Raw genomic sequence first — 19,612 nt, 5'->3', positions numbered from 1 at the left:
TGTTCGCCCATTAAAGCGGTACGCGAGCTGGGTTTAGAACGTCGTGAGACAGTTCGGTCCCTATCCGCTGTGCGCGTTGGAGTCTTGAGAAGGGCTGTCCCTAGTACGAGAGGACCGGGACGGACGAACCTCTGGTGTGCCAGTTGTCCTGCCAAGGGCATGGCTGGTTGGCTACGTTCGGGAGGGATAACCGCTGAAAGCATCTAAGCGGGAAGCCTGCTTCGAGATGAGGACTCCCACCCCCTTTGAGGGGTTAAGGCTCCCAGTAGACGACTGGGTTGATAGGCCAGATGTGGAAGCCCTGTGAGGGGTGGAGCTGACTGGTACTAATAGGCCGAGGGCTTGTCCATTGTTGCTCGCGTTCACTGTGTGGTTCTGAAACAACCAGCCCACCTGTCCCTTTGGGGCGGGTGTGTGTTTCATGGTGTTTCGGTGGTCATAGCGTGAGGGAAACGCCCGGTCACATTCCGAACCCGGAAGCTAAGCCTTTCAGCGCCGATGGTACTGCAGGGGGGACCCTGTGGGAGAGTAGGACACCGCCGAACAATCTTTGTGGACCCTCGGTCCTGGCCTCAGCGCTGGGACCGGGGGTCTTTTTTCGTTGTTCCTCGGTGCGCGTCCTCTCGATGGCTACGGGAGACTTGCACTACAGCAGTACGAACCGACAGGAGTCATGTCGATGCCCAACTCGCCCGAAGACCGGCCCGAGCGCCCCGAGCGCCGGGACTCGCGCCCGAACGGCGGCGGCGACCGCGGAGGTTACCGCAGCGGCGGCCCGCGGCGGGACGGTGACCGTCCCGGTGGCGGCGGTGGTTTCCGCCGCGACGATCGACGTGATGACCGTCCGCGTGGTCCGCGTCGCGAGGACGACCGCGGCGGCTACCGCCCTCGCGACGACCGTCGCGACAGCGGCGCCGGCGGTTACCGTCCCCGTGACGACCGTCCCCGCTTCGACCGTCCGCGCGATGACCGCCGTGACGACCGTCCTCGCCAGGACCGTCCCGGTGGCGGCGGTGGCTACCGCCCCCGCGATGACCGGCGTGACGACCGTCCGCGTGGTCCGCGTCGTGAGGACGACCGCGGTGGCTACCGTCCCCGTGACGACCGTCGCGACGACCGGCCCCGCCAGGACCGCCCGGGAGGCGGCGGCGGTGGTGGCTACCGCCCGCGTGACGACCGTCCTCGCTTCGACCGTCCGCGTGACGACCGCAGGGATGACCGTCCGCGTGGCCCGCGCCGCGAGGACGACCGCGGCGGCTACCGTCCCCGTGACGACCGTCGTGACGACCGACCCCGCTTCGACCGGCCTCGCGATGACCGTCCCCGTTACGACCGTCCGCGCGATGACCGCCGCGACGACCGACCCGGTGGCGGCGGTGGTTTCCGCCGTGACGACCGCCCTCGTTACGACCGGCCCCGCGACGACCGCAGGGACGACCGGCGCGACGACCGTCCCCGTGGCCCGCGTCGCGACGACGACCGGCCGCGGTACGACCGTCCCCGTGACGATCGCCCCCGCTATGACCGACCGCGTGAGGACCGCCCCCGCGACGATCGGCGTGACGAGCGTCCGCGCTTCGACGACCGGCGTGACGACCGTCCCCGTGGGCCGCGCCGTGAGGGCGACCGGGACCGTGGTCAGGGCCGGCGGCCCGTCGTGGAGCGGCGCGGCCGGTTCGAGAACCGCGGCCGTGACGAGCGCCGCGAGGAGCGGGAGCCCGTGCGGCGGCTGCCGATCCCGGACGAGGTCACCGGCCAGGAGATCGACCCGAGCGTGCGCCAGGAGCTGATGAGCCTGCCGAAGACGCTCGCCGAGGACGTGGCGCGCAACCTCGTCATGGTGGCGCGGCTGCTGGACGAGGACGCGGAGCAGGCCTACGCGTACTCGCGGGTCGCGCTGCGACTGGCGTCCCGCGTCGCGGCCGTACGGGAAGCGGCCGGCTTCGCGTCGTACGCGAGCGAGCGGTACGCCGAGGCGCTGGCCGAATTCCGGGCGACCCGGCGGATGACCGGAACCGTCGATCTGTGGCCGGTGATGGCGGACTGCGAGCGCGGCCTCGGCCGTCCGGAACGCGCGCTGGAAATGGCGGGCGCCCCCGAGGTGCACAAGCTCGACAAGGCCGGCCAGGTGGAGATGCGGCTCGTGGCGGCCGGCGCCCGGCAGGACATGGGCCAGGCGGAGGCCGCCGTGGTCACCCTGCAGAGCTCCGAGTTGGCGTCCAACGCCGTGCACCCGTGGACCGCGCGGCTGCGGTACGCCTACGCGGACGCGCTGCTGCTGGTCGGCCGTGAGCGCGAGGCCCGGGACTGGTTCGCGAAGGCGCTGGAGGCCGACCACAACGGCACCACCGACGCCTCCGACCGGCTCGCGCAGCTCGACGGCGTGGAATTCGTCGACGCCATCGACACCGACGGCGATGACGTGGACGCCACCGACGAGGCCGGCACCACCGAAGCGGCCGAGGACGACGACGAGCCCGCCGACGAGGACGACAGCGACGACGCGTCGGACGCGGACGACGAGGACGACGAGTCCGACGACGACGCCACCGACGAGGCGGACGGTCCCGACGCCGCCGTGGACGTCCCGGCGGCGGACACGGCCGACGGGACCGCCCCGTCGTCCTTCCTCGACTCGCCGTTCCGCGAGCCCGCGGCCCGGGCCGAGCAGCCGAAGAAGAGCACGGAGGGCACGGAGAGCACCGAAGGCTCCGAGAGCGGCGACGAGGACGCGTGACCGCCGGCGGCCGCTAGCAGCCACGTAGGACAGCAGGCACGCAGGGCACAGGGCACAACAGGAGGGCGGCACCCGCACACCGCGGGTGCCGCCCTCCTCCGTTTCCCCCAGGATCAGCCCGGTCGGATCTAGCCCAGTTCGAGGCTGCGCATCACCAGTCCACTGGCCGGTTTCGGACCGAAGGACGTCGACTTGCGCGGCATCGTCACGCCCTGGCGCGCCAGTTCGCGGACGACGTCCTCACGTACCGGATGCATCAGGACGGCGGTGCCGCCCAGCCGCTCCGCGAGTTCGACAGCGGCGGCCGTGTCGTGGATGTAGCGGATGTCCTCGGGGGAGTCCGGCACCTTCCAGACGTCGTCCAGCAGCAGGCTGTGCAGCACGGTGGCGTCCAGCCGGCGCCACGGCTCGGGACGGTCGGCCCGGACGGACGCGGCGAGGGCCGCCGGGTCCGGCCGGTCCAGCAGGTGGAAGCCGCCGTCGCCCGCGAGGACGAAGGCGTTCCCGTCGGCCGCGGCACGCGCCAGCGCGTCGAGCACCGCCGCCGAAGGGCCCCCCGCTGAGCCCTCGGACGGCAGAGTCCGTACCCGGAACGTGCCCCGGACCGCGTCCAGCGCGGCGGCCAGTGGCAGCCGGGGCAGGACCCGGTGGATGGCCCGTACCCGGAGCGGGTAGCGGGCGGTGTCGACGAGCAGGACGAGGCCGTAGTCCCACGGGGTTCCCGGCCGGTGGGCGGACTGGAGCAATCGGTACGTCGCCCAGCGGTGGTGGCCGTCGGCGATCAGCGCCTGGTGGGTGGCGAGGTCGGCCGCGACGGCCGCGATGTCGGCGTCGTCGGTGAGCGCCCACAACCGGTGCCGTACGCCGTCCTCGGTGACCGTGGCCAGCAGCGGCTTGGGGTCGGTGGCGGTGCGGTCGATCACGGCGGCCGTCGCGTCGCCCTGCCGGTAGGAGAGCAGCAGGGGTTCCAGATTGGCGCCGGTGGCGCGCATCAGAGCTGCGCGGTCGGCGACCGGGCCCGGCATGACGTCCTCGTGCGGCAGGACGATGCCCTCCTCGGGCGGCGTGAGCCGCAGCGCGCCGATCACCCCGCGCTGGAGGTGGTCGCCGTCGCGCTGTTCGTAGACGTACAGGGCGGGCTGCGGATCGGGCGCGAGGACGCCCTCCGCCAGCCACTCGTCAAGGGTTCTGGCGGCCTTGCGGTGCCGGGCTGCCGGGGTCTCGGCGTCCGGCAGGATCAGTCGGACCACGTTGTACGGGTCCGCCGTCTCCAGGTGGCGCTGTCCGTCGGGCCGTACGACGACGTCGTACGGCGGTGAGGTCACTGCGGCCAGGCTTCCGACGTGTTGTCGGACGTAGCGGAGCCCGCGAAAGGGTTTCAGACGCAGGCCGTGCTCGCCGTTGAGTCCGGAGTTGGTCATCAGCGCATGCTATGTGCCGGGCGGCCATGGGGGATGATCGGGTGACCGACGACATCCGAGGAGCGAGCCCGTCATGACCCACCGGACCAGTCCGAACGGCAGCGAAGGACCGCTGGACACGGCGTACGACACCGCGCTCCTCGACCTCGACGGGGTCGTCTACGCAGGTGGTGACGCCATCGCGCACGCCGTCGAGTCGCTGGGCACCGCGAGCGGCCACGGCATGCGGCTGGCGTATGTGACCAACAACGCCTCCCGTACGCCGGGGGCCGTCGCCGACCACCTCACGGACCTCGGGGTGCCGGCCGAGGCGGAGGACGTGATCACCTCGGCGCAGGCGGTGGCGCGGCTGATCGCCGACCAGGTGCCGGCCGGGGCGAAGGTGCTCGCGGTGGGCGGCGAGGGGCTGTTCGAGGCGCTGCGCGAGCGCGGGCTGCGGCCGGTGGAGTCCGCGGAGGACGAGCCCGCCGCCGCCGTCCAGGGCTACGGGCCCGACCTGCGCTGGTCGCAGCTCGGCGAGATGGCGTACGCGGTCAATCGCGGCGTGCCGTGGTTCGCGTCCAACACCGATCTGACGATCCCGAGCGCCCGCGGCATCGCGCCGGGCAACGGCGCCGCGGTCGAGGTGGTACGGATCGCGACCGGCGGGCAGCCGCAGGTCGCGGGCAAGCCGCTGCCGCCGATGCACCGCGAGACGGTGATCAGGACGGGCGCGAAGCGCCCGCTGGTGGTGGGCGACCGGCTCGACACGGACATCGAGGGGGCGCACGCGGGCGGTGTCGACTCGCTGCTGGTGCTGACCGGGGTGACCGACGCGGCCGGTCTGCTGGCCGCCAGGCCCGAGCACCGGCCGACCTATGTGGCGGCCGACCTGCGCGGGCTGCTCGTGCCGCAGCCGGACGTCACCGCCGACGGCGACGCCTTCCGCTGCGGCGGCTGGACGGCGTCCGCGACCGCGGACGCGCTCGTGCTCGACGGCGACGGCGATCCGCTCGACGGGCTGCGCGCGCTGTGCGGGGCCGCCTGGACGGCGGCGGGCGAGGGGCAGTGCGGCCTGGACGCGGGCAAGGTGCTGGCGCGGCTGGGGCTCTGAGACGGACCTCCCGCCTCCAGCCGCCGCGGCGGAAGGCGTCACGCCACGTCGAAACCGTGCTTCGCGCCGAGCCGGGCCAGCGTCGTACGGCCCGGGATGCCGTCGGCGGCGCTGCCGTGCTGTGCGGGGGAGCCGGTGAGGCCGCAGCGGTGCTGCCAGCCCGAGTACGCGTCCACCGTCCTGGAGCCGAAGGAACCGTCGACCCACCGCGCCGCGAGCAGCCCCTCGGCGGCCAGCGCCCGCTCCACGATGCGGACTTCGGCGCGGTGCGCGGCCGAACCCTGCGGCGCCGCCGGGTCCTTGCGGGCCGCGTCCACGACGGACGCCAAATGGATGGCGGGCCGGGGGACGGCGCGCGGCTCATGGGGATTGCGGCCCCAGGCGGCGGCCAGATAGGGGGCGGTCCAGCCGAGGTAGACCGCGCCCCAGCGGCGGTGGACCTCGCCGATCGGCACGAGATCGACCTTGCCCTTGCGGCGGATGTCGGTGCTCGCGGCCTGCCCCGGCGCGACGGCGAGCGCGGCGTGGCCGTACTCGCCGATCTCCCAGAAGAGCAGCGCGCCGGCCGGCGGATCGCCGTTGCCGGGGTGCCGGAAGGAGGCGGGGACGGCGTGCCAGTGCGCGATCGCCGAGGTGTAGCCGGATCCCCCGTAGCCCCAGACCCAGGCGCCCGCGAAGTGGTCGCACATCCGGAAGTAGTCCTTGTCGGGGCTGCCGACCTCGCCGAGCGCGTACGTCACCGCCTGCGCCGGCGTCCACCGCGGTGTGCGCGGTAATCCGTCGAGCCGTACGTAACTCACGTCTCCCCCCGGGCGGCGGGCGGTTCGTCGCCGTTGGGGCCGTCCGGGAAGGGCGGCTCCTCGTCGGGTCCGCCCGCCGTGTCGTGCCGTACCCGCGCGGCGAGTTGGTCCGTCGCGGTGCTGTCGTGCCGGGTCTCGTCCGCCAACGACCGCGGGGTCGGCGGCGGCTGCTCCGTGCCGGTCATGTGCCCCAGCATGGGGGCGGCGGGCGGACCCGGGCCATGCGCCGTTCTGCGTAGAAACGGCGGATACGGCCCACCGCGGCCCCATGTCCCCCGGTAGACACAGGAGTTGGCCGCCAACCCCGGCTCCCCGGGGCCCGGCGGGCCCCGGCCCCCCGCGCCGGGCTCAGGCGTCCGCCGGGTCGCCGGATTCCGTCGTCGTGGCGTCACCGGCGGCGGCCGCTTCCGCCTCCGCGACGGCCGCCGCCAGCAGGTCGTCCTCGGTGACGCCGTGCCGCCAGTAGCCGGTGAAGCGGATCGCCTTGCGGTCGAAGCCGCGGTCGTGGACCAGGTGGCGGCGCAGGGCGCGGACGGAGGCGGCCTCGCCGGCGATCCAGGCGTACGGGGTGCCGGCCGGCAGGTCGTCGGCCTCGCGGACGGCGGCGAGCAGCGCGGCGGTGCGGTCGGCGCCCGGGTGTTCCCGCACCAGCCAGGTGATGTCGGCGTCCGCCGCGGTGTGCAGCGGGATGCGGTCCTCGGGGTGGGCGACCTCGATCCACACCTTCACCGGCATGCCGGCCGGCAGCCACTCCAGGACGGCCGCGACGGCGGGCAGCGCCGTCTCGTCGGCGGTCAGCAGCACCCAGTCGGTGCCGGCGGGCGGCTGGAAATCGACACCGCCGTTGTCCTCGCGGGTCGGCGCGAGGATGCTCACCGAGTCCCCGGCGGCGGCCCGCTGCGCCCAGCGGGAGGCGGGCCCGAGGTCGCCGTGCAGCGCGAAGTCGATGTCGATCTGCGGCGGATCGCTGCGCGCCGCGCGGATCGTGTACGTGCGCATGATGCCGCGCACGCCCGGGTCGAGCGCGCGCCAGTCGGCGTACCAGTCCAGGCCCAGCGGCTCGGGCAGCACCGGCTCGTCCTGGCCCGGCTGCGGCAGGAACAGCTTGAAGCGCTGGTCCCGGCCGCCGCTGACGATCCCGGCGAGTTCGTCGCCGCCGAGCACGACCCGCACCAGGGTGGGGGAGAGCCGCTCGACGCGTTCGACGCGCGGGTGGAAGAAGAGGTAGGGCGTGTCGGACACGGCGTCAGCTCACCTTCTTCGCGGCCGTGATGGTCTTGGTGAGCGCCTCGATCTGGTCGGCGCACTTGGCGTAGGAGAAGATCGGCTCGCTCGGCCAGCCGAGGACCTGCCCGGCCTTGACGGCGGCCAGCTGCGACCACGTCGGCTTGCTCGCCAGGTCCTTGGGCTGGAGGGTCGCGGTGCGGTTGTCGAGCATGATGACGTCCGGCTGGTACTTGTCGGCGTTCTCCCAGCTCAGCGTCTCGAAGAAGCCGCCCTCCACCTTGTTGGGGACGATGAAGTCCACGCCGAGGCTCTTGTAGTAGCTCAGGTCGGAGGCCGAGGCCGGGGTCGAGACGTAGAAGGAGTCGGCGCTGCCGGAGGCGGCCATCACCTTGATGCCGCCGGACGCCTTGGCGGCGGCGCGCAGATCGGCGGACGCCTTCTCGAAGCGGGCCTTGGCGGCGGCGTTGGTGGCCGAGGCCATGTCGGCGCCGAGCGAGGCGGCGAGTTCGGCGTACCGCTGGAGCGGGGTGGTGAGCGGGACGCCCTTGAGGCTGATGCCGACGCTGGGCGCGATGCTCAGGATCTTCTTGGCGCTCCCGTCCGGCACGTACCAGAGCGTCGGCGCCTGGTACATGTGGCTGATCAGCAGCTGCGGGGACAGCGCCGCGTACTTCTCGATGTTGAACTCGCCCCAGGTGTTGCCGATCACGGTGAGCTTGCTGACATCGAGGTCGCCGGCCTGGGCGTCGGCGGTGCCGCCCTTGACGGTGGTCGGGCCGAAGACGCCGACGCACTCGACGCCGTAGTCGTGCAGGGCCGCGGCGGAACCGACGTAGGCGACCAGCTTGGTGGGGGTCTTGTCGAGCTTCACCGCGGTCTTGCGGTCGTCGGTGAAGGTCCAGGGGCCGGCCGGGGGCTTGGCGGACGCGCTCTTCGTGGCGCCGGAGCCGCTGCCGGAATCCGTGCCGTCGCCGGAGGACTTGTCCGAGGAACCGCCGCAGGCGGCCAGCAGCGCGCCGATGCCGACGGAGCCGCCGACGGCGAGAACACCGCGGCGGGACATTCCGGACATGGGGGAGATACGGGAGGAGTTCATCAAGACGGCCGCTCTGCTCGGGGGTGACGTAGCGAAGTTAGGCTAACCTAACCGTCGTGTTGGTCGATCGTCACTCCCCACCCGCACCCGCCGCGAAGGCCGCGGGCGAGCCGGACGGACCCGGCGCCGCCGGTGCCGCGGCCGCCCCGCGCCCCGGCGGTGTCGCGCACGCGAACGCCAGAAGGGCCGCGGGACTGCTCATAGCCGTCGGCCTGCTGGCCGTGGTCGTGCTGCTGAGCATCGCCATCGGCGCCAAGGACATACCCGTCGGCCAGGTCTGGCACGGGCTGTTCCACTACGGCGGCACCGACAACGACGTGGTGATCCGCAAACTCCGGCTGCCACGCACCCTGCTCGGCGTCCTCGTCGGCGCCGCGCTCGGCCTCGCGGGCGCCGCCATGCAGGCCCTGACCCGCAATCCGCTCGCCGACCCAGGACTGCTCGGCGTCAACGCGGGCGCCGCGGCCGCCGTCGTCTCCGGCATCAGCTTCTTCGGCGTGACCAGCATGAACGGCTACGTGTGGTTCGCCCTCGGCGGCGCCGCCGCCGTCTCCGCACTGGTCTACGTGATCGGCGGCAGCCGGGCCGCCACCCCCGTCCGCCTGGCGCTCGCGGGCACCGCGGTCACCGCCCTGCTCCAGGGCTGGACCACCGCCGTCGAACTCACCGACCACGCGGCGCTGGACCGGATGCGCTTCTGGCAGGTCGGCTCGCTGGCCGCCGCCGACATGTCCACCGTCCGGCACGTCCTGCCGTTCATCGCCGCGGGCACCCTGCTCGTACTCGTCACCGCGCGCCCGCTCAACGCCCTCGCGCTCGGCGACGACACCGCGCGCGGCCTGGGCGCCAAGCTCACCAGAACGCGCGTGCTGGTCATGATCTCCATCACCCTGCTGTGCGGCGCGGCCACCGCGGCCTGCGGGCCGATCGTCTTCATCGGGCTGATGGTGCCGCACGTCATCCGCGGCATCACCGGCCCCGACATGCGCTGGATCCTGCCGTACGCGGCCGTGCTCTCGCCGGTGCTGCTGCTCGGTTCCGACGTGATCGGACGGCTGGTCACCCGGCCCGCCGAACTCCAGGTCGGCATCGTCACCGCGGTCCTCGGCGGGCCCGTCTTCATCTTCCTCGTACGCCGCAGAAAGATGGCCGAGCTGTGAGCCGAGTCGACACCCCTGCCCGGACCCGTACCGTGACGCGGGGGACCGTGCTGCGCACCCGCGGCGGACTGTCGCTGCGCGTCGACCGCCGCGCCTTCCTCGTCTCCTGCCTGCTGCTGCTCGTGGCGCTCGCCGTCTCCGTCGTCCTGATCGGCACCGGCGACTACGCCATCGCCCCGCTCGACGTCGTCCGCACCCTGGCAGGACACGGCGACGCGGGACAGGAGTTCATCATTCACGACCTGCGGCTGCCGCGGGTCCTGGTGGCACTGCTCGTCGGCGCCGCGCTCGGCATGGCGGGCGCCGCCTTCCAGACCGTCTCCCGCAATCCGCTCGGCAGCCCCGACGTCATCGGCTTCGGCCAGGGCTCGGCGGCCGGCGCGCTGATCGTCATCGTGGTGCTCAAGGGCAGCGCGTACGAGGTCGCCGCGGGCGCCGTCGCGGGCGGGCTGCTCACCGGCGTCGCCGTCTACCTGCTCGCCTGGAAGCGCGGGGTGCACGGCTACCGCCTCGTCCTCGTCGGCATCGGCGCCTCCGCCGTACTCGCCGCCGTCAACAGCTATCTGCTGGTCAAGGCCGACTTCGTGGACGCCGCCCGGGCCGTGGTCTGGATCGCCGGCTCCCTGGACGGGCGGGACTGGAACCAGGTGTGGCCGCTGCTCGGCGCCTGCGCCGTGCTCATGCCGCTGCTGCTGTCGCAGAGCCGGGCGCTGCGGATCAGCGAGATGGGCGACGACGCGGCCGCGGCGCTGGGCGTACGGGTCGAACGTACCCGGCTGATCGTCGTGCTCGGCGCCGTCCTGCTCACCGCCTCCGCGACCGCCGCCTCAGGGCCGATCGCCTTCGTCGCGCTCACCGCGCCCCAGCTCGCCCGCCGCCTCACCCGCGCCCCCGGCGTCTCGATGCTCTCCTCCGCCTTCCTGGGCGCGGCCCTGCTCGTGGCCGCCGACCTCGCCGCGCAGCGCACCTTCGGCTCCGGCCAGGTGCCGGTCGGCGTGGCCACCGGCGTCCTCGGCGGCGGCTACCTGCTGTGGCTGCTGATCGCGGAACGGAGGGCGGGACGCGTATGAGGACCAGGCTCAGGAAGGCGACGCGTACGGACACGGCGCATACGGACAACGCGCCTACGGACACGGCGCGCACGGGGTCCGGGCGCGCCACGACGATTCCCAACGGCCGTACGGAACCCGCCGACGCCGGCCCCCGTGACCACCACCCGCAGCCCGCAGAAGCAGAATCCGGAGCGCCCCGCATGACCCGCCTCGCCGCCGAATCCGTCACGCTCGCGTACGACCAGCGGGTCATCGCCGAGGAGTTGTCGGTCGCCGTACCCGACGAGTCCTTCACCGTCATCGTCGGACCGAACGCCTGCGGCAAGTCGACATTGCTGCGTGCGCTGTCCCGGCTGCTCAAGCCCACCCAGGGCCGGGTGCTGCTGGACGGCCAGGCGATCGGCACCCTGCCCGCGAAGGCCGTGGCCAGGACGCTCGGACTGCTGCCGCAGAGTTCGGTGGCGCCGGACGGGATCACCGTGTCCGGCCTGGTCGCCCGCGGCCGTTACCCGCACCAGGGGCTGCTGCGGCAGTGGTCGGCCGAGGACGAGCGGATCGTCGACGAATCGATGGCGGCGACCGGCATCGGCGCGCTCGCCGATCGCTATGTCGACGAACTCTCCGGCGGCCAGCGGCAGCGCGTGTGGATCGCCATGGCCCTCGCCCAGCAGACCCCGCTGCTGCTGCTCGACGAGCCGACCACCTTCCTCGACATCCAGCACCAGCTCGACGTCCTCGACCTCTGCGCCGACCTGCACGAGCAGCGCGGCCGCACCCTCGTCGCCGTCCTGCACGACCTCAACCAGGCCGCCCGCTACGCCACCCACCTGATCGCCATGCGGGAGGGCCGGATCGAGGCGCAGGGACCGCCCGCCGAGATCATCACGGCGGAGCTGGTGGAGCGGGTGTTCGGAGTGCGCTGCCGGATCATCGAGGACCCGGAGAGCGGTACGCCGCTGGTGGTGCCGATGGCGCGGCGGCGCGCGGGCCAGGCGGCACAGGACGACACGGTGGCCGAGGGGGCGGTGCCCGAGGACGCCGTGACCCAGGACGCCGTGCCGGCCGCGAAGACCCCGGAGGGCGCCGCGGCTACAGCAGGGACCGCAGACGCAGGACGTCCCGCAGGCCGGCCTGGAGCTTGACCCGTCCGCTGCCCCACGCCTTCGCGAAGTTCAGCTCGCCGCCGACCAGCGCGACCAGGTCGTCGCCCGTCATCGTCAGCCGGATCTGCGCCTTGTCCGCGGGCGTGCCCCGTACGGTCGTCACGTCCTCGATCCGGCCGCCGGTCAGCCGCCCCACGAAGGTGACGTCCAGATCCTTGATCCGGCAGCTCAGCGAGCGGTCGAGCGCGGCGGCGGCCCGGACGTCGCCCTCGGCGCCGACGAGATTGGCCGCCAGCCGGTCGAGCGCCGCGCGGCACTCCTCGATCGTCGCCATCGCTGCGGTGTCCCCCGGTCGTTCCTGCGGTCGTACGGTGCTGCGCCGCGGCGCTCCCGCGGCACGTCCGGACGACCGTACCGCAGCGCGGCGGGGCACCGTGCTCGGGCCGCGGTGACGATTAGCGGTAGCGTCGTGACCGGATACGTCAACGGCGAGGCGAGGAGTGTGAGCGATGCGGGACGCGCTGCGTACCTGTTTGCAGATCGCGGGCGGCCTGACCGAGGCCACCCGGCGGCGCACGATCGACGCGGCGAGGGAGCTGCTCGACCAGTCGGGGATAGACGTCGATGCGGTGCAGCGCAGGATCGGCTCCGCGATCCCGGCCGAAGTGCAGACCCTCGCCGACGAACTGATGGCCTCCGGGCGGGCCAACCGTGACCTGCTGCTCGGCATCGTCCGGGACGAAGTCGACAAGACGATGAGCCGGGTCGGTCGGCTTGCCGACGAAGTGACGAAGGTCGGTGTCGTCCTGGAGACGCTCGAACGGCGCATCCGCAACCTGGAGTCGCCGTCCGACGACGCGTCCGACGATGTGAAGGGCGGTACGGCGCCGGCCCGCCCCGCGGCCCCGGCGCCGCGCCGCACGGCCACCCCGGTCCAGCACGTCACGGTCGAACCGGCGGCCGCCGCCAAGAAGCCCGCCCCGGCCGCTGCCGCCGCGCCCAAGGGCACCGCCCCCACCGCCGTCCGCAAGGCCGCGGCGAAGAAGGCGCCTTCGGCGTCCGCGCGGAAGTCCGCGGCGCCCGCGAAGAAGGCGGCGCCCGCCGGCGGCCAGGCCAAGAAGGCCGCGCCGACCCGGAAGACGGCCGCCGCGGGCAGCGGCCCGGCCGCGACGAAGACCGCGTCGGCGAAGAAGGCCGCCGCCAAGAAGACGGCGCCCGCGAAGAAGTCGGCGACGCGCACGACGACCCCGGCCAAGTCGGCCCCGTCGGCGCCGGCCCCGACCTCGGCCCCGGAGGCGCAGGACCGCACCCCGGCGAAGAAGGCGCCGGCCGCCAAGAAGACCGCTGCGAAGAAGGCCACGACAGCCAAGAAGACCGCCGCCAAGAAGGCCGCGCCGGCCAAGAAGGCGGCCACCGCGAAGAAGGCGGCGGCCGAGAAGACCACTGCCAAGAAGGCACCCGCGAAGAAGACGCCCGCCAAGAAGGCGCCCGCGAAGAAGACGGCGCAGGGCCCTGAGCCGACGGGCACGGGCACCTCCGGTGAGTGATCTCCTGCGGGACTTCGAGGCCGCCTTCGGCGACGGTGTGCGGGACCCGGAATCGCGTCTCGAGGCGGCGGCAGGGGCGGCGGACGCGGAGCCGGAGCCGGGGCCGGACGCGGCATCCGTACCGGAAGCCGAGCCGGAAGCCGAGGCCGGCCCCGAGCCGCTCGGCGTCGCGCTGCCCGTGACCGGGAATGCCGACGTGGACGCGGCGGTTGCCCGGCTTGCGGACGCCGACGAACTGCCCACCGCGGGCCATGTCGAGGTGTACGAGGATGTGCACCGCGGCCTGCGGGACGCACTCACCGCGCTGGACGAGAACAGGAGCTGAACCGTACGTGGCACGACGCCGACTCGACGCCGAGCTGGTGCGCCGGAGTCTCGCGCGCTCGCGGGAGCACGCGAGCCAGTTGATCGCCGCCGGGCGGGTGACCGTCGGCGGCACCACCGCCACCAAGGCGGCCACCCAGGTGGAGACCAGCGCCGCCGTGGTGGTGGCGCGGGACGCCGACGAACCCGACTACGTCTCGCGCGGCGGCCACAAGCTGGCCGGCGCCTTCGCCGCCTTCCAGCCGCTCGGGCTGGCCGTCGAGGGCCGCAGGGCACTGGACGCGGGCGCGTCCACCGGTGGCTTCACCGATGTCCTGCTGCGGGCCGGCGCGCGCGAGGTCGTCGCCGTGGACGTCGGCTACGGCCAGCTCGCGTGGTCGCTGCAGAGCGACGACCGGGTCACCGTCAAGGACCGTACGAACGTACGCGAGTTGACGCTCGACCACCTCGACGGCGAACCCGTCGACCTGGTCGTGGGCGACCTGTCCTTCATCCCGCTCGGCCTGGTGCTGCCCGCGCTCGCGCGCTGCGCCGCGCCCGACGCCGATCTCGTGCTGATGGTGAAGCCGCAGTTCGAGGTGGGTAGGGAACGACTGGGCAGTGGCGGTGTCGTGCGCAGCACCCAGCTGCGCGCGGAGAGCGTACGGAAGGTCGCGGCGCAGGCCGCCGAGCTGGGGCTCGGGGTGCTGGGCGTCACGGCCAGTCCGCTGCCCGGACCGTCCGGGAATGTGGAGTACTTTCTGTGGCTGCGCGCCGGTGCGCCCGCTCTGGACCCGGCCGCTGTCGACCGTGCTGTGGCGGAGGGGCCCCGTTGACCACCTTGACCGAATCCGAAGCGCAGGGCGTGCCGCCGGCCGGCACCCGTACCGTCTTCCTGCTCGCCCACACCGGCCGCCCGGCCGCGATCCGCAGCGCGGAACGCGTGGTCAAGGGGCTGCTGCGGTGCGGGATCGGCGTACGGCTGCTCGCCGAGGAGGCCGCGGACCTGCCGCTGCCCGCCGAGGTCGAGCATGTGACGGAACCCGGGCCCGAGTCGGTCGAGGGCTGCGAACTGATCGTCGTCCTGGGCGGTGACGGCACGCTGCTGCGCGGCGCCGAATTCGCCCGCGCCACCGGGGTGCCGCTGCTCGGCGTCAACCTCGGCCGGGTCGGCTTCCTCGCCGAGGCCGAGCGGGACGACCTGGACAAGGTCGTGGACCGGGTCGTCACGCGCGAGTACGAGGTCGAGGAGCGGATGACGCTCGACGTGCTGGTGCGTGAGGACGGGCACATCGTGCACACCGACTGGGCGCTCAACGAGGCGTCGGTGGAGAAGGCGTCCCGCGAGCGGCTGCTGGAGGTCGTGACCGAGGTCGACGGGCGGCCGGTGTCGCGCTTCGGCGGTGACGGCGTCGTCTGCGCGACGCCGACCGGGTCGACGGCCTACGCCTTCTCGGCCGGCGGGCCGGTGGTCTGGCCCGAGGTCGAGGCGCTGCTCATGGTGCCGATCAGCGCGCACGCCCTGTTCGCCAAGCCCCTGGTGACCTCACCGCGCTCCGTGCTCGCCGTCGAGGTCCAGCCCAAGACGCCGCACGGCGTCCTGTGGTGCGACGGCCGGCGCACCGTCGAGCTGCCGGCCGGTGCGCGCGTGGAGGTCCGCCGCGGCGCCGTTCCCGTCCGTCTCGCCCGGCTCCACCACGCCTCCTTCACCGACCGCCTCGTCGCCAAATTCGCCCTCCCCGTGGCCGGCTGGCGCGGCGCCCCGCAGTAGGTCCGCGGTAGCACAGGGTTCCCCGAACGGGCCGCCCGTCGCGCGCATGGCCGTAAACCTCGTATGGTCGTACCCGTGTTGGAGGAAATGCGAATCCGGTCGCTCGGAGTCATCGAGGACGCCGTGGTGGAGCTCTCACCCGGCTTCACGGCGGTGACCGGCGAGACCGGTGCGGGCAAGACCATGGTCGTGACCAGCCTCGGCCTGCTGCTGGGCGGCCGCGCCGACCCGGCGCTCGTGCGTATCGGCGCGAAGGCCGCCTCCGTCGAGGGGCGCGTCACCATCGCCCCCGGCCACCGCGCCACGGTCCGCGCCGAGGAGGCGGGCGCGGAACTGGACGACGGCGCGCTGCTGATCAGCCGTACGGTCTCGGCCGAGGGCCGCTCACGGGCGTTCGTCGGCGGCCGGGGCGTCCCCGTCGGCCTGCTCGGCGAACTCGCCGACGACCTGGTCGCCGTGCACGGCCAGACCGACCAGCAGGGGCTGCTGCGCCCGGCCCGGCAGCGCGAGGCGCTGGACCGCTACGCGGGCGAGGCCGTCGCCGTCCCGCTGGAGAAGTACGGCTCTGCCTACCGCAGGCTGCGCGAGGTCGCCGCGGAACTGGACGAGCTGACCACCCGGGCGCGCGAGCGGGCCCAGGAGGCCGATCTGCTGCGCTTCGGCATCGAGGAGGTGTCGGCCGCCGAGCCGCTCGCGGGCGAGGACACCGAACTGGCCGCCGAGGCCGCCCGCCTCGGGCACGCCGAGGCGCTGGCCTCCGCCGCCGCCCTCGCGCACGCGGCGCTCGCCGGGAATCCCGAGGATCCCGAGGGCGTGGACGCGACCACCCTCGTCGCGGGCGCGCAGCGCGCCGTGGACGCGGTGAGCGCGCACGATCCGGAGCTGGCGGGCCTGGCCGGCCGGCTCGGCGAGATCGGCATCCTGCTCGGCGACGTCGCGGGCGAGCTGGCCGGCTACGCCGACAATCTGGACGCCGACCCGCTGCGGCTCGCGGCCGTCGAGGAGCGCAGGTCCGTTCTCGCGGCCCTCACCCGCAAGTACGGCACGGACATCGACGACGTGCTCGCCTGGGCCGAGCAGAGCGTCGCCCGGCTCGGCGAGCTGGAGGGCGACGACGAGCGGATCGAGGGGCTCACCGCCGAGCGCGACGCGCTCCGCGCCGAACTGGGCGCGCTCGCCCAGGATCTGACCGACGCGCGGACCGAGGCCGCGGACCGGTTCGCCGCCGCGGTCACCGCGGAACTCGCCGAGCTGGCCATGCCGCACGCCCGGGTCGGCGTCGCCATCCGGCAGACCGAGGCGGCCGAGCCCGAGGCGGGTATCGAGGTCGGCGGCCGGCCGGTCGTCTTCGGACCGTCCGGCGCGGACGAGGTGGAGTTGCAGCTCGCCCCGCACCCCGGTTCGCCGGCCCGGCCGATCGCCAAGGGTGCCTCCGGCGGTGAGCTGTCGCGGGTGATGCTCGCCGTCGAGGTGGTCTTCGCCGGGTCCGACCCGGTGCCGACGTATCTCTTCGACGAGGTGGACGCCGGTGTCGGCGGCAAGGCGGCCGTCGAGGTCGGCCGCCGCCTCGCCCGCCTCGCCCGCACCGCGCAGGTCGTCGTCGTCACCCACCTCCCCCAGGTCGCCGCCTTCGCCGACCGCCAACTGCTGGTCGAGAAGACCAACGACGGCTCCGTCACCCGCAGCGGCGTCACCGTCCTGGAGGGCGAAGCCCGCGTCAAGGAACTGTCCCGCATGCTCGCGGGCCTGGAAGACTCCGAACTGGGCCGCGCCCACGCCGAAGAACTGCTCGCCGCAGCACGAGCGGCCCGCTGAGGCCGACACCCAGCCGCGTCGAGCCGCACCACGACCGCCCCCCGCACCGACGCGGCAGCCGTACCTGAGCCGGCCGAGACAGGCCGCACGTGCCGTACCGCCATCGGCCGGGCCGGCGTGCGGGTTCACCAGAGGGACCGGCCCCGAAGCCGGGGCGTCGCCCTCACAGGTGGTAGTCGGATAATGTGCCGCCGCCAACCGGTACGCACCGGCCGGTAGGGGTCGGGCCCGGATGGGCCGGGGCGGGTGTGCCGTCGACCGCGCCGGAGGCGGTTCGCGCTTCGGGGCAGCCGTGGCGGGGAAGAGTCGACGGGGACACCCGGCGGCAGCGGGGCACCGGACGACACAACGGCGCGACGGGGAGGCAGCGGATGAGCAGGCGTGGCTGGAAGGGGCGTGCCGGGCGGTTGTCCGTCGGCATGGCGGCGGCCGGTGCGACCCGGGCCGCCTACGAGGAGCTGCGCCGACGGCCCCCCGTCGAGGCGCGGATGTGGCAGCGCAGCAACTACGCGGGCCGCGGCGTGGAGTTGTACGGCGGTCTCGCCGCCGCGGCCGGCGCCGCGACCGCGATGGGCACCGCGCGCGGCCTGACCGTACGCTCCCGGATCGCCGCCGTCGGCGCGGCGCTGGCCGCGGGCGCCTGCGGGGCCTACGACGACCAGGTCGGCTCGCCCGACGAACGCGGCTTCGGCGCGCACTTCAAGGCGCTGCGCGAGGGCCGGTTCACCTCGGGCGTCGTCAAACTGCTCGGCATCGGCGCCGCCGGACTCGCCGCCGGCACCCTGCTCAAGGTGCGGCCGCTGGACCAACTCCTGGGCGGCGTCGTCATCGCCGGCACCGCGCACGCGGTGAACCTGGTCGACATCTCGCCCGGCCGCGCCGCCAAGGCGGTCATCGCGGTCGGCGCGCCCGGCCTGCTGCGCCGCGGCCCGGCCGGGGTGCTGGCCGCCGCCCCCGTCGGCGCGGCGGCGGCCGTACTCGGCGACGACCTCAGCGAGCGCACGATGCTCGGCGACGGCGGCGCCCACGCGCTCGGCGCGGCACTGGGCGCGGCCATCGTCGTCGCCAACGGCAGGACCGGGCTGCTGCTGCACGCGGCGGTCCTGATCGCGATGACCGCGGCGGGCGACCGGATTTCCGCGCACGAACGGTTGTGGAAGGCCCCCGGGGTGCGGCACGTTGACTCCTGGGGCCGTGTGGCACACCCGTATGGGTGATCCCGTGCGCGGGTGAGCGGGCGGGAGGGCCACCGTGACCGGTGACCCGAGGGTGCGGCCTGGCATCCTGGTGGGGTCGTCCGTGCCCGCCAACAGCCGCCGTCCCGTGCCGAGTCAGGAGCAGTGCCCCGCGTGAGCAGCTTGTCCACCCCCTTCCAGGGGCAGCTCCACGCCGTGCACGTCCTGGGCACGACGTCCGGGGCGCACGTCGGCTCGCTGGCCGGCGGCCTCGTCGCGCGGGGCGTCGCCGTCACCGTGTGCGGGCCGGCCGCCGCCGAGGCGGACCACTTCGCCGGCTCCGGCGCCCGCTTCGTCCCGCTCGACCTCGGCCGCCGGGCGGCGGCCGCCACCGACGCGCCCGCCGTCGGCGCGCTGCGGGCCGTCTGCGCCGGCGCCGGGGTCGTGCACGCGCACGGCCTGCGGGCCGCGCTGCTGGCCGCCGTCGCGCTCGGCGGCCGGAGCACCCCGCTGGTGGTCACCTGGCACGGCGGCGCCCCCGCCGAGCGCGGCATGATGCTGCGCTGGCTTGAACGCCGGGCGGTGCGCGGCGCCACCGTCGTCCTCGGGGTCTCCTCCGAACTCGTCGACCGGGCCCGGCACCTGGGCGCCAAGGACGTACGGCTCGCGCCCGTCGCCGTACCGCGCCCGGTCGCACCGCCGCCGCGCCCGCCGGGCGACGGCGAACGCCACACCCACAAGACCCGCGCCGAATTCGGCGCCGTCGACCGGCCGCTGCTGCTGGCCGTCGGCCGGCTGGAGGCCCGCAAGGGCTACGGCATGCTGCTCGACGCCGCCGCCCGCTGGGCCGGCGCCGCCGGCCACGAGCCGCCGCCGCTGGTCGCGATCGCGGGCGAGGGCGCCGAACGGGCCGCTCTGGAACGGCGGATCGAGGCGGAACAGCTGCCCGTTCTGCTGCTCGGCCGCCGCGACGACATCCCCGACCTGCTGGCCGCCGCCGACCTCGTCGTCCTGCCCAGCCGGTGGGAGGCCCGGCCGCTGATCGCCCAGGAGGCGCTGCACGCGGGGGTGCCGCTGGTCGCCACCGCCGTCGGCGGCACCCCGGAACTCGTCGGCGACGCCGCCGTCCTCGTCCCGTACGGCGACGCCCCGGCGTTCGCCGACGCCGTGACCGCCCTGCTCGCCGACCCCGCCCGCCGCACCGCCCTGTCCGTGGCGGGCCGCGCCCAGGCCGCGACCTGGCCCACCGAGGACGACACGGTGGCCCAGGTGCTCAGCGTCTACGACGAGTTGACCCGGTCCTGAGGCCGGG

The 19,612-nt window shown here is 74.2% G+C and carries 18 protein-coding genes, 2 rRNA genes and 1 pseudogene; 15 read left to right on the top strand and 6 right to left on the bottom strand.

Features of this window, described 5'->3' with window-relative positions:
* The 4 genes and pseudogenes from BM076_RS34320 to BM076_RS34310 form a co-directional block, all read left to right on the top strand.
* Window positions 1-350, top strand: a 23S ribosomal RNA gene (locus BM076_RS34320); the annotation flags it as partial.
* Window positions 351-428: 78 nt separating this feature from the next.
* Window positions 429-545, top strand: a 5S ribosomal RNA gene (gene rrf, locus BM076_RS34315).
* A gap of 243 nt (window positions 546-788) precedes the next feature.
* A complete protein-coding gene (locus tag BM076_RS36945; protein ID WP_177246754.1) occupies window positions 789-1,790 on the top strand; it encodes a hypothetical protein in 1,002 nt (333 codons plus the stop codon).
* Window positions 1,730-2,521: pseudogene (locus BM076_RS34310) on the top strand (hypothetical protein); the annotation flags it as partial. The gene BM076_RS36945 and the pseudogene BM076_RS34310, both read left to right, overlap by 61 nt.
* A gap of 344 nt (window positions 2,522-2,865) precedes the next feature.
* On the opposite strand, the gene BM076_RS34305 reads toward BM076_RS34310, so the two are convergent.
* On the bottom strand, window positions 2,866-4,158 hold the full coding sequence (locus BM076_RS34305) for a DUF1015 family protein (RefSeq protein ID WP_093717690.1): 1,293 nt from the start codon (window positions 4,156-4,158) through the stop codon (window positions 2,866-2,868).
* Window positions 4,159-4,231: 73 nt separating this feature from the next.
* On the opposite strand from BM076_RS34305, the gene BM076_RS34300 reads away from it, so the two are divergent.
* The gene (locus BM076_RS34300; RefSeq protein ID WP_093717689.1) at window positions 4,232-5,251 is read left to right on the top strand and encodes an HAD-IIA family hydrolase; all 1,020 of its coding nucleotides are present in this window, start codon (window positions 4,232-4,234) and stop codon (window positions 5,249-5,251) included.
* Window positions 5,252-5,289: 38 nt separating this feature from the next.
* On the opposite strand, the gene BM076_RS34295 is transcribed toward BM076_RS34300, so the two are convergent.
* From BM076_RS34295 to BM076_RS34280, 4 genes are all read right to left on the bottom strand, one after another.
* A complete protein-coding gene (locus BM076_RS34295) occupies window positions 5,290-6,051 on the bottom strand; it encodes a peptidoglycan-binding domain-containing protein (protein WP_143120721.1) in 762 nt (253 codons plus the stop codon).
* Window positions 6,048-6,236 (bottom strand): hypothetical protein, encoded by a 189-nt coding sequence (locus tag BM076_RS34290; protein WP_143120720.1) that lies wholly within the window; start codon window positions 6,234-6,236, stop codon window positions 6,048-6,050. The genes BM076_RS34295 and BM076_RS34290 overlap by 4 nt, the downstream gene beginning before the upstream one ends.
* Window positions 6,237-6,399: 163 nt before the next feature.
* On the bottom strand, window positions 6,400-7,293 hold the full coding sequence (locus tag BM076_RS34285; RefSeq protein ID WP_093717686.1) for a siderophore-interacting protein: 894 nt from the start codon (window positions 7,291-7,293) through the stop codon (window positions 6,400-6,402).
* A 4-nt stretch (window positions 7,294-7,297) separates the two neighbouring features.
* On the bottom strand, window positions 7,298-8,350 hold the full coding sequence (locus BM076_RS34280; protein WP_245796653.1) for an ABC transporter substrate-binding protein: 1,053 nt from the start codon (window positions 8,348-8,350) through the stop codon (window positions 7,298-7,300).
* A 218-nt stretch (window positions 8,351-8,568) separates the two neighbouring features.
* Between BM076_RS34280 and BM076_RS34275 the strand changes: the two genes are divergently transcribed.
* From BM076_RS34275 to BM076_RS34265, 3 genes are all read left to right on the top strand, one after another.
* Entirely contained in the window at window positions 8,569-9,534 is a 966-nt protein-coding gene (locus BM076_RS34275) for a FecCD family ABC transporter permease (protein ID WP_245796658.1), read from the top strand.
* A complete protein-coding gene (locus tag BM076_RS34270) occupies window positions 9,531-10,604 on the top strand; it encodes a FecCD family ABC transporter permease (protein ID WP_093717683.1) in 1,074 nt (357 codons plus the stop codon). The genes BM076_RS34275 and BM076_RS34270 overlap by 4 nt, the downstream gene beginning before the upstream one ends.
* 182 nt (window positions 10,605-10,786) lie before the next feature.
* Entirely contained in the window at window positions 10,787-11,728 is a 942-nt protein-coding gene (locus BM076_RS34265) for an ABC transporter ATP-binding protein (RefSeq protein WP_093717682.1), read from the top strand.
* Here the strand turns inward: BM076_RS34265 and BM076_RS34260 are convergent.
* Window positions 11,676-12,023: a sterol-binding protein gene (locus BM076_RS34260; RefSeq protein WP_093717681.1), complete on the bottom strand. Its 348-nt coding sequence runs from the start codon at window positions 12,021-12,023 to the stop codon at window positions 11,676-11,678. The genes BM076_RS34265 and BM076_RS34260 overlap by 53 nt on opposite strands.
* Window positions 12,024-12,198: 175 nt before the next feature.
* Between BM076_RS34260 and BM076_RS34255 the strand changes: the two genes are divergently transcribed.
* The 7 genes from BM076_RS34255 (at window position 12,199) to BM076_RS34225 (ending at window position 19,605) form a co-directional block, all read left to right on the top strand.
* Window positions 12,199-13,236 carry a hypothetical protein gene (locus BM076_RS34255; protein WP_093717680.1) on the top strand — a complete coding sequence of 346 codons (1,038 nt, stop codon included), beginning with the start codon at window positions 12,199-12,201 and terminating at the stop codon, window positions 13,234-13,236.
* Window positions 13,237-13,273: 37 nt separating this feature from the next.
* Window positions 13,274-13,561: a hypothetical protein gene (locus BM076_RS34250; protein WP_177246755.1), complete on the top strand. Its 288-nt coding sequence runs from the start codon at window positions 13,274-13,276 to the stop codon at window positions 13,559-13,561.
* Window positions 13,562-13,568: 7 nt separating this feature from the next.
* Window positions 13,569-14,375: a TlyA family RNA methyltransferase gene (locus BM076_RS34245; protein WP_245796652.1), complete on the top strand. Its 807-nt coding sequence runs from the start codon at window positions 13,569-13,571 to the stop codon at window positions 14,373-14,375.
* A 5-nt stretch (window positions 14,376-14,380) separates the two neighbouring features.
* Complete coding sequence (locus BM076_RS34240; protein WP_245796651.1) at window positions 14,381-15,310, top strand: NAD kinase; 930 nt, start codon at window positions 14,381-14,383, stop codon at window positions 15,308-15,310.
* A gap of 63 nt (window positions 15,311-15,373) precedes the next feature.
* A complete protein-coding gene (gene recN, locus BM076_RS34235) occupies window positions 15,374-17,125 on the top strand; it encodes a DNA repair protein RecN (protein ID WP_093717678.1) in 1,752 nt (583 codons plus the stop codon).
* A 371-nt stretch (window positions 17,126-17,496) separates the two neighbouring features.
* Window positions 17,497-18,342, top strand: coding sequence for a hypothetical protein (locus BM076_RS34230; RefSeq protein WP_093717677.1), 846 nt, complete (start codon window positions 17,497-17,499; stop codon window positions 18,340-18,342).
* Between the two features lie 132 nt (window positions 18,343-18,474).
* Entirely contained in the window at window positions 18,475-19,605 is a 1,131-nt protein-coding gene (locus tag BM076_RS34225) for a glycosyltransferase family 4 protein (RefSeq protein ID WP_093717676.1), read from the top strand.
* The last annotated feature ends 7 nt before the right edge of the window (window positions 19,606-19,612 follow it).

It is taken from the genome of Actinacidiphila alni, assembly GCF_900112845.1.
GTDB lineage: Bacteria > Actinomycetota > Actinomycetes > Streptomycetales > Streptomycetaceae > Actinacidiphila > Actinacidiphila alni.
This window is presented reverse-complemented; position numbering and strand designations above follow the sequence as displayed.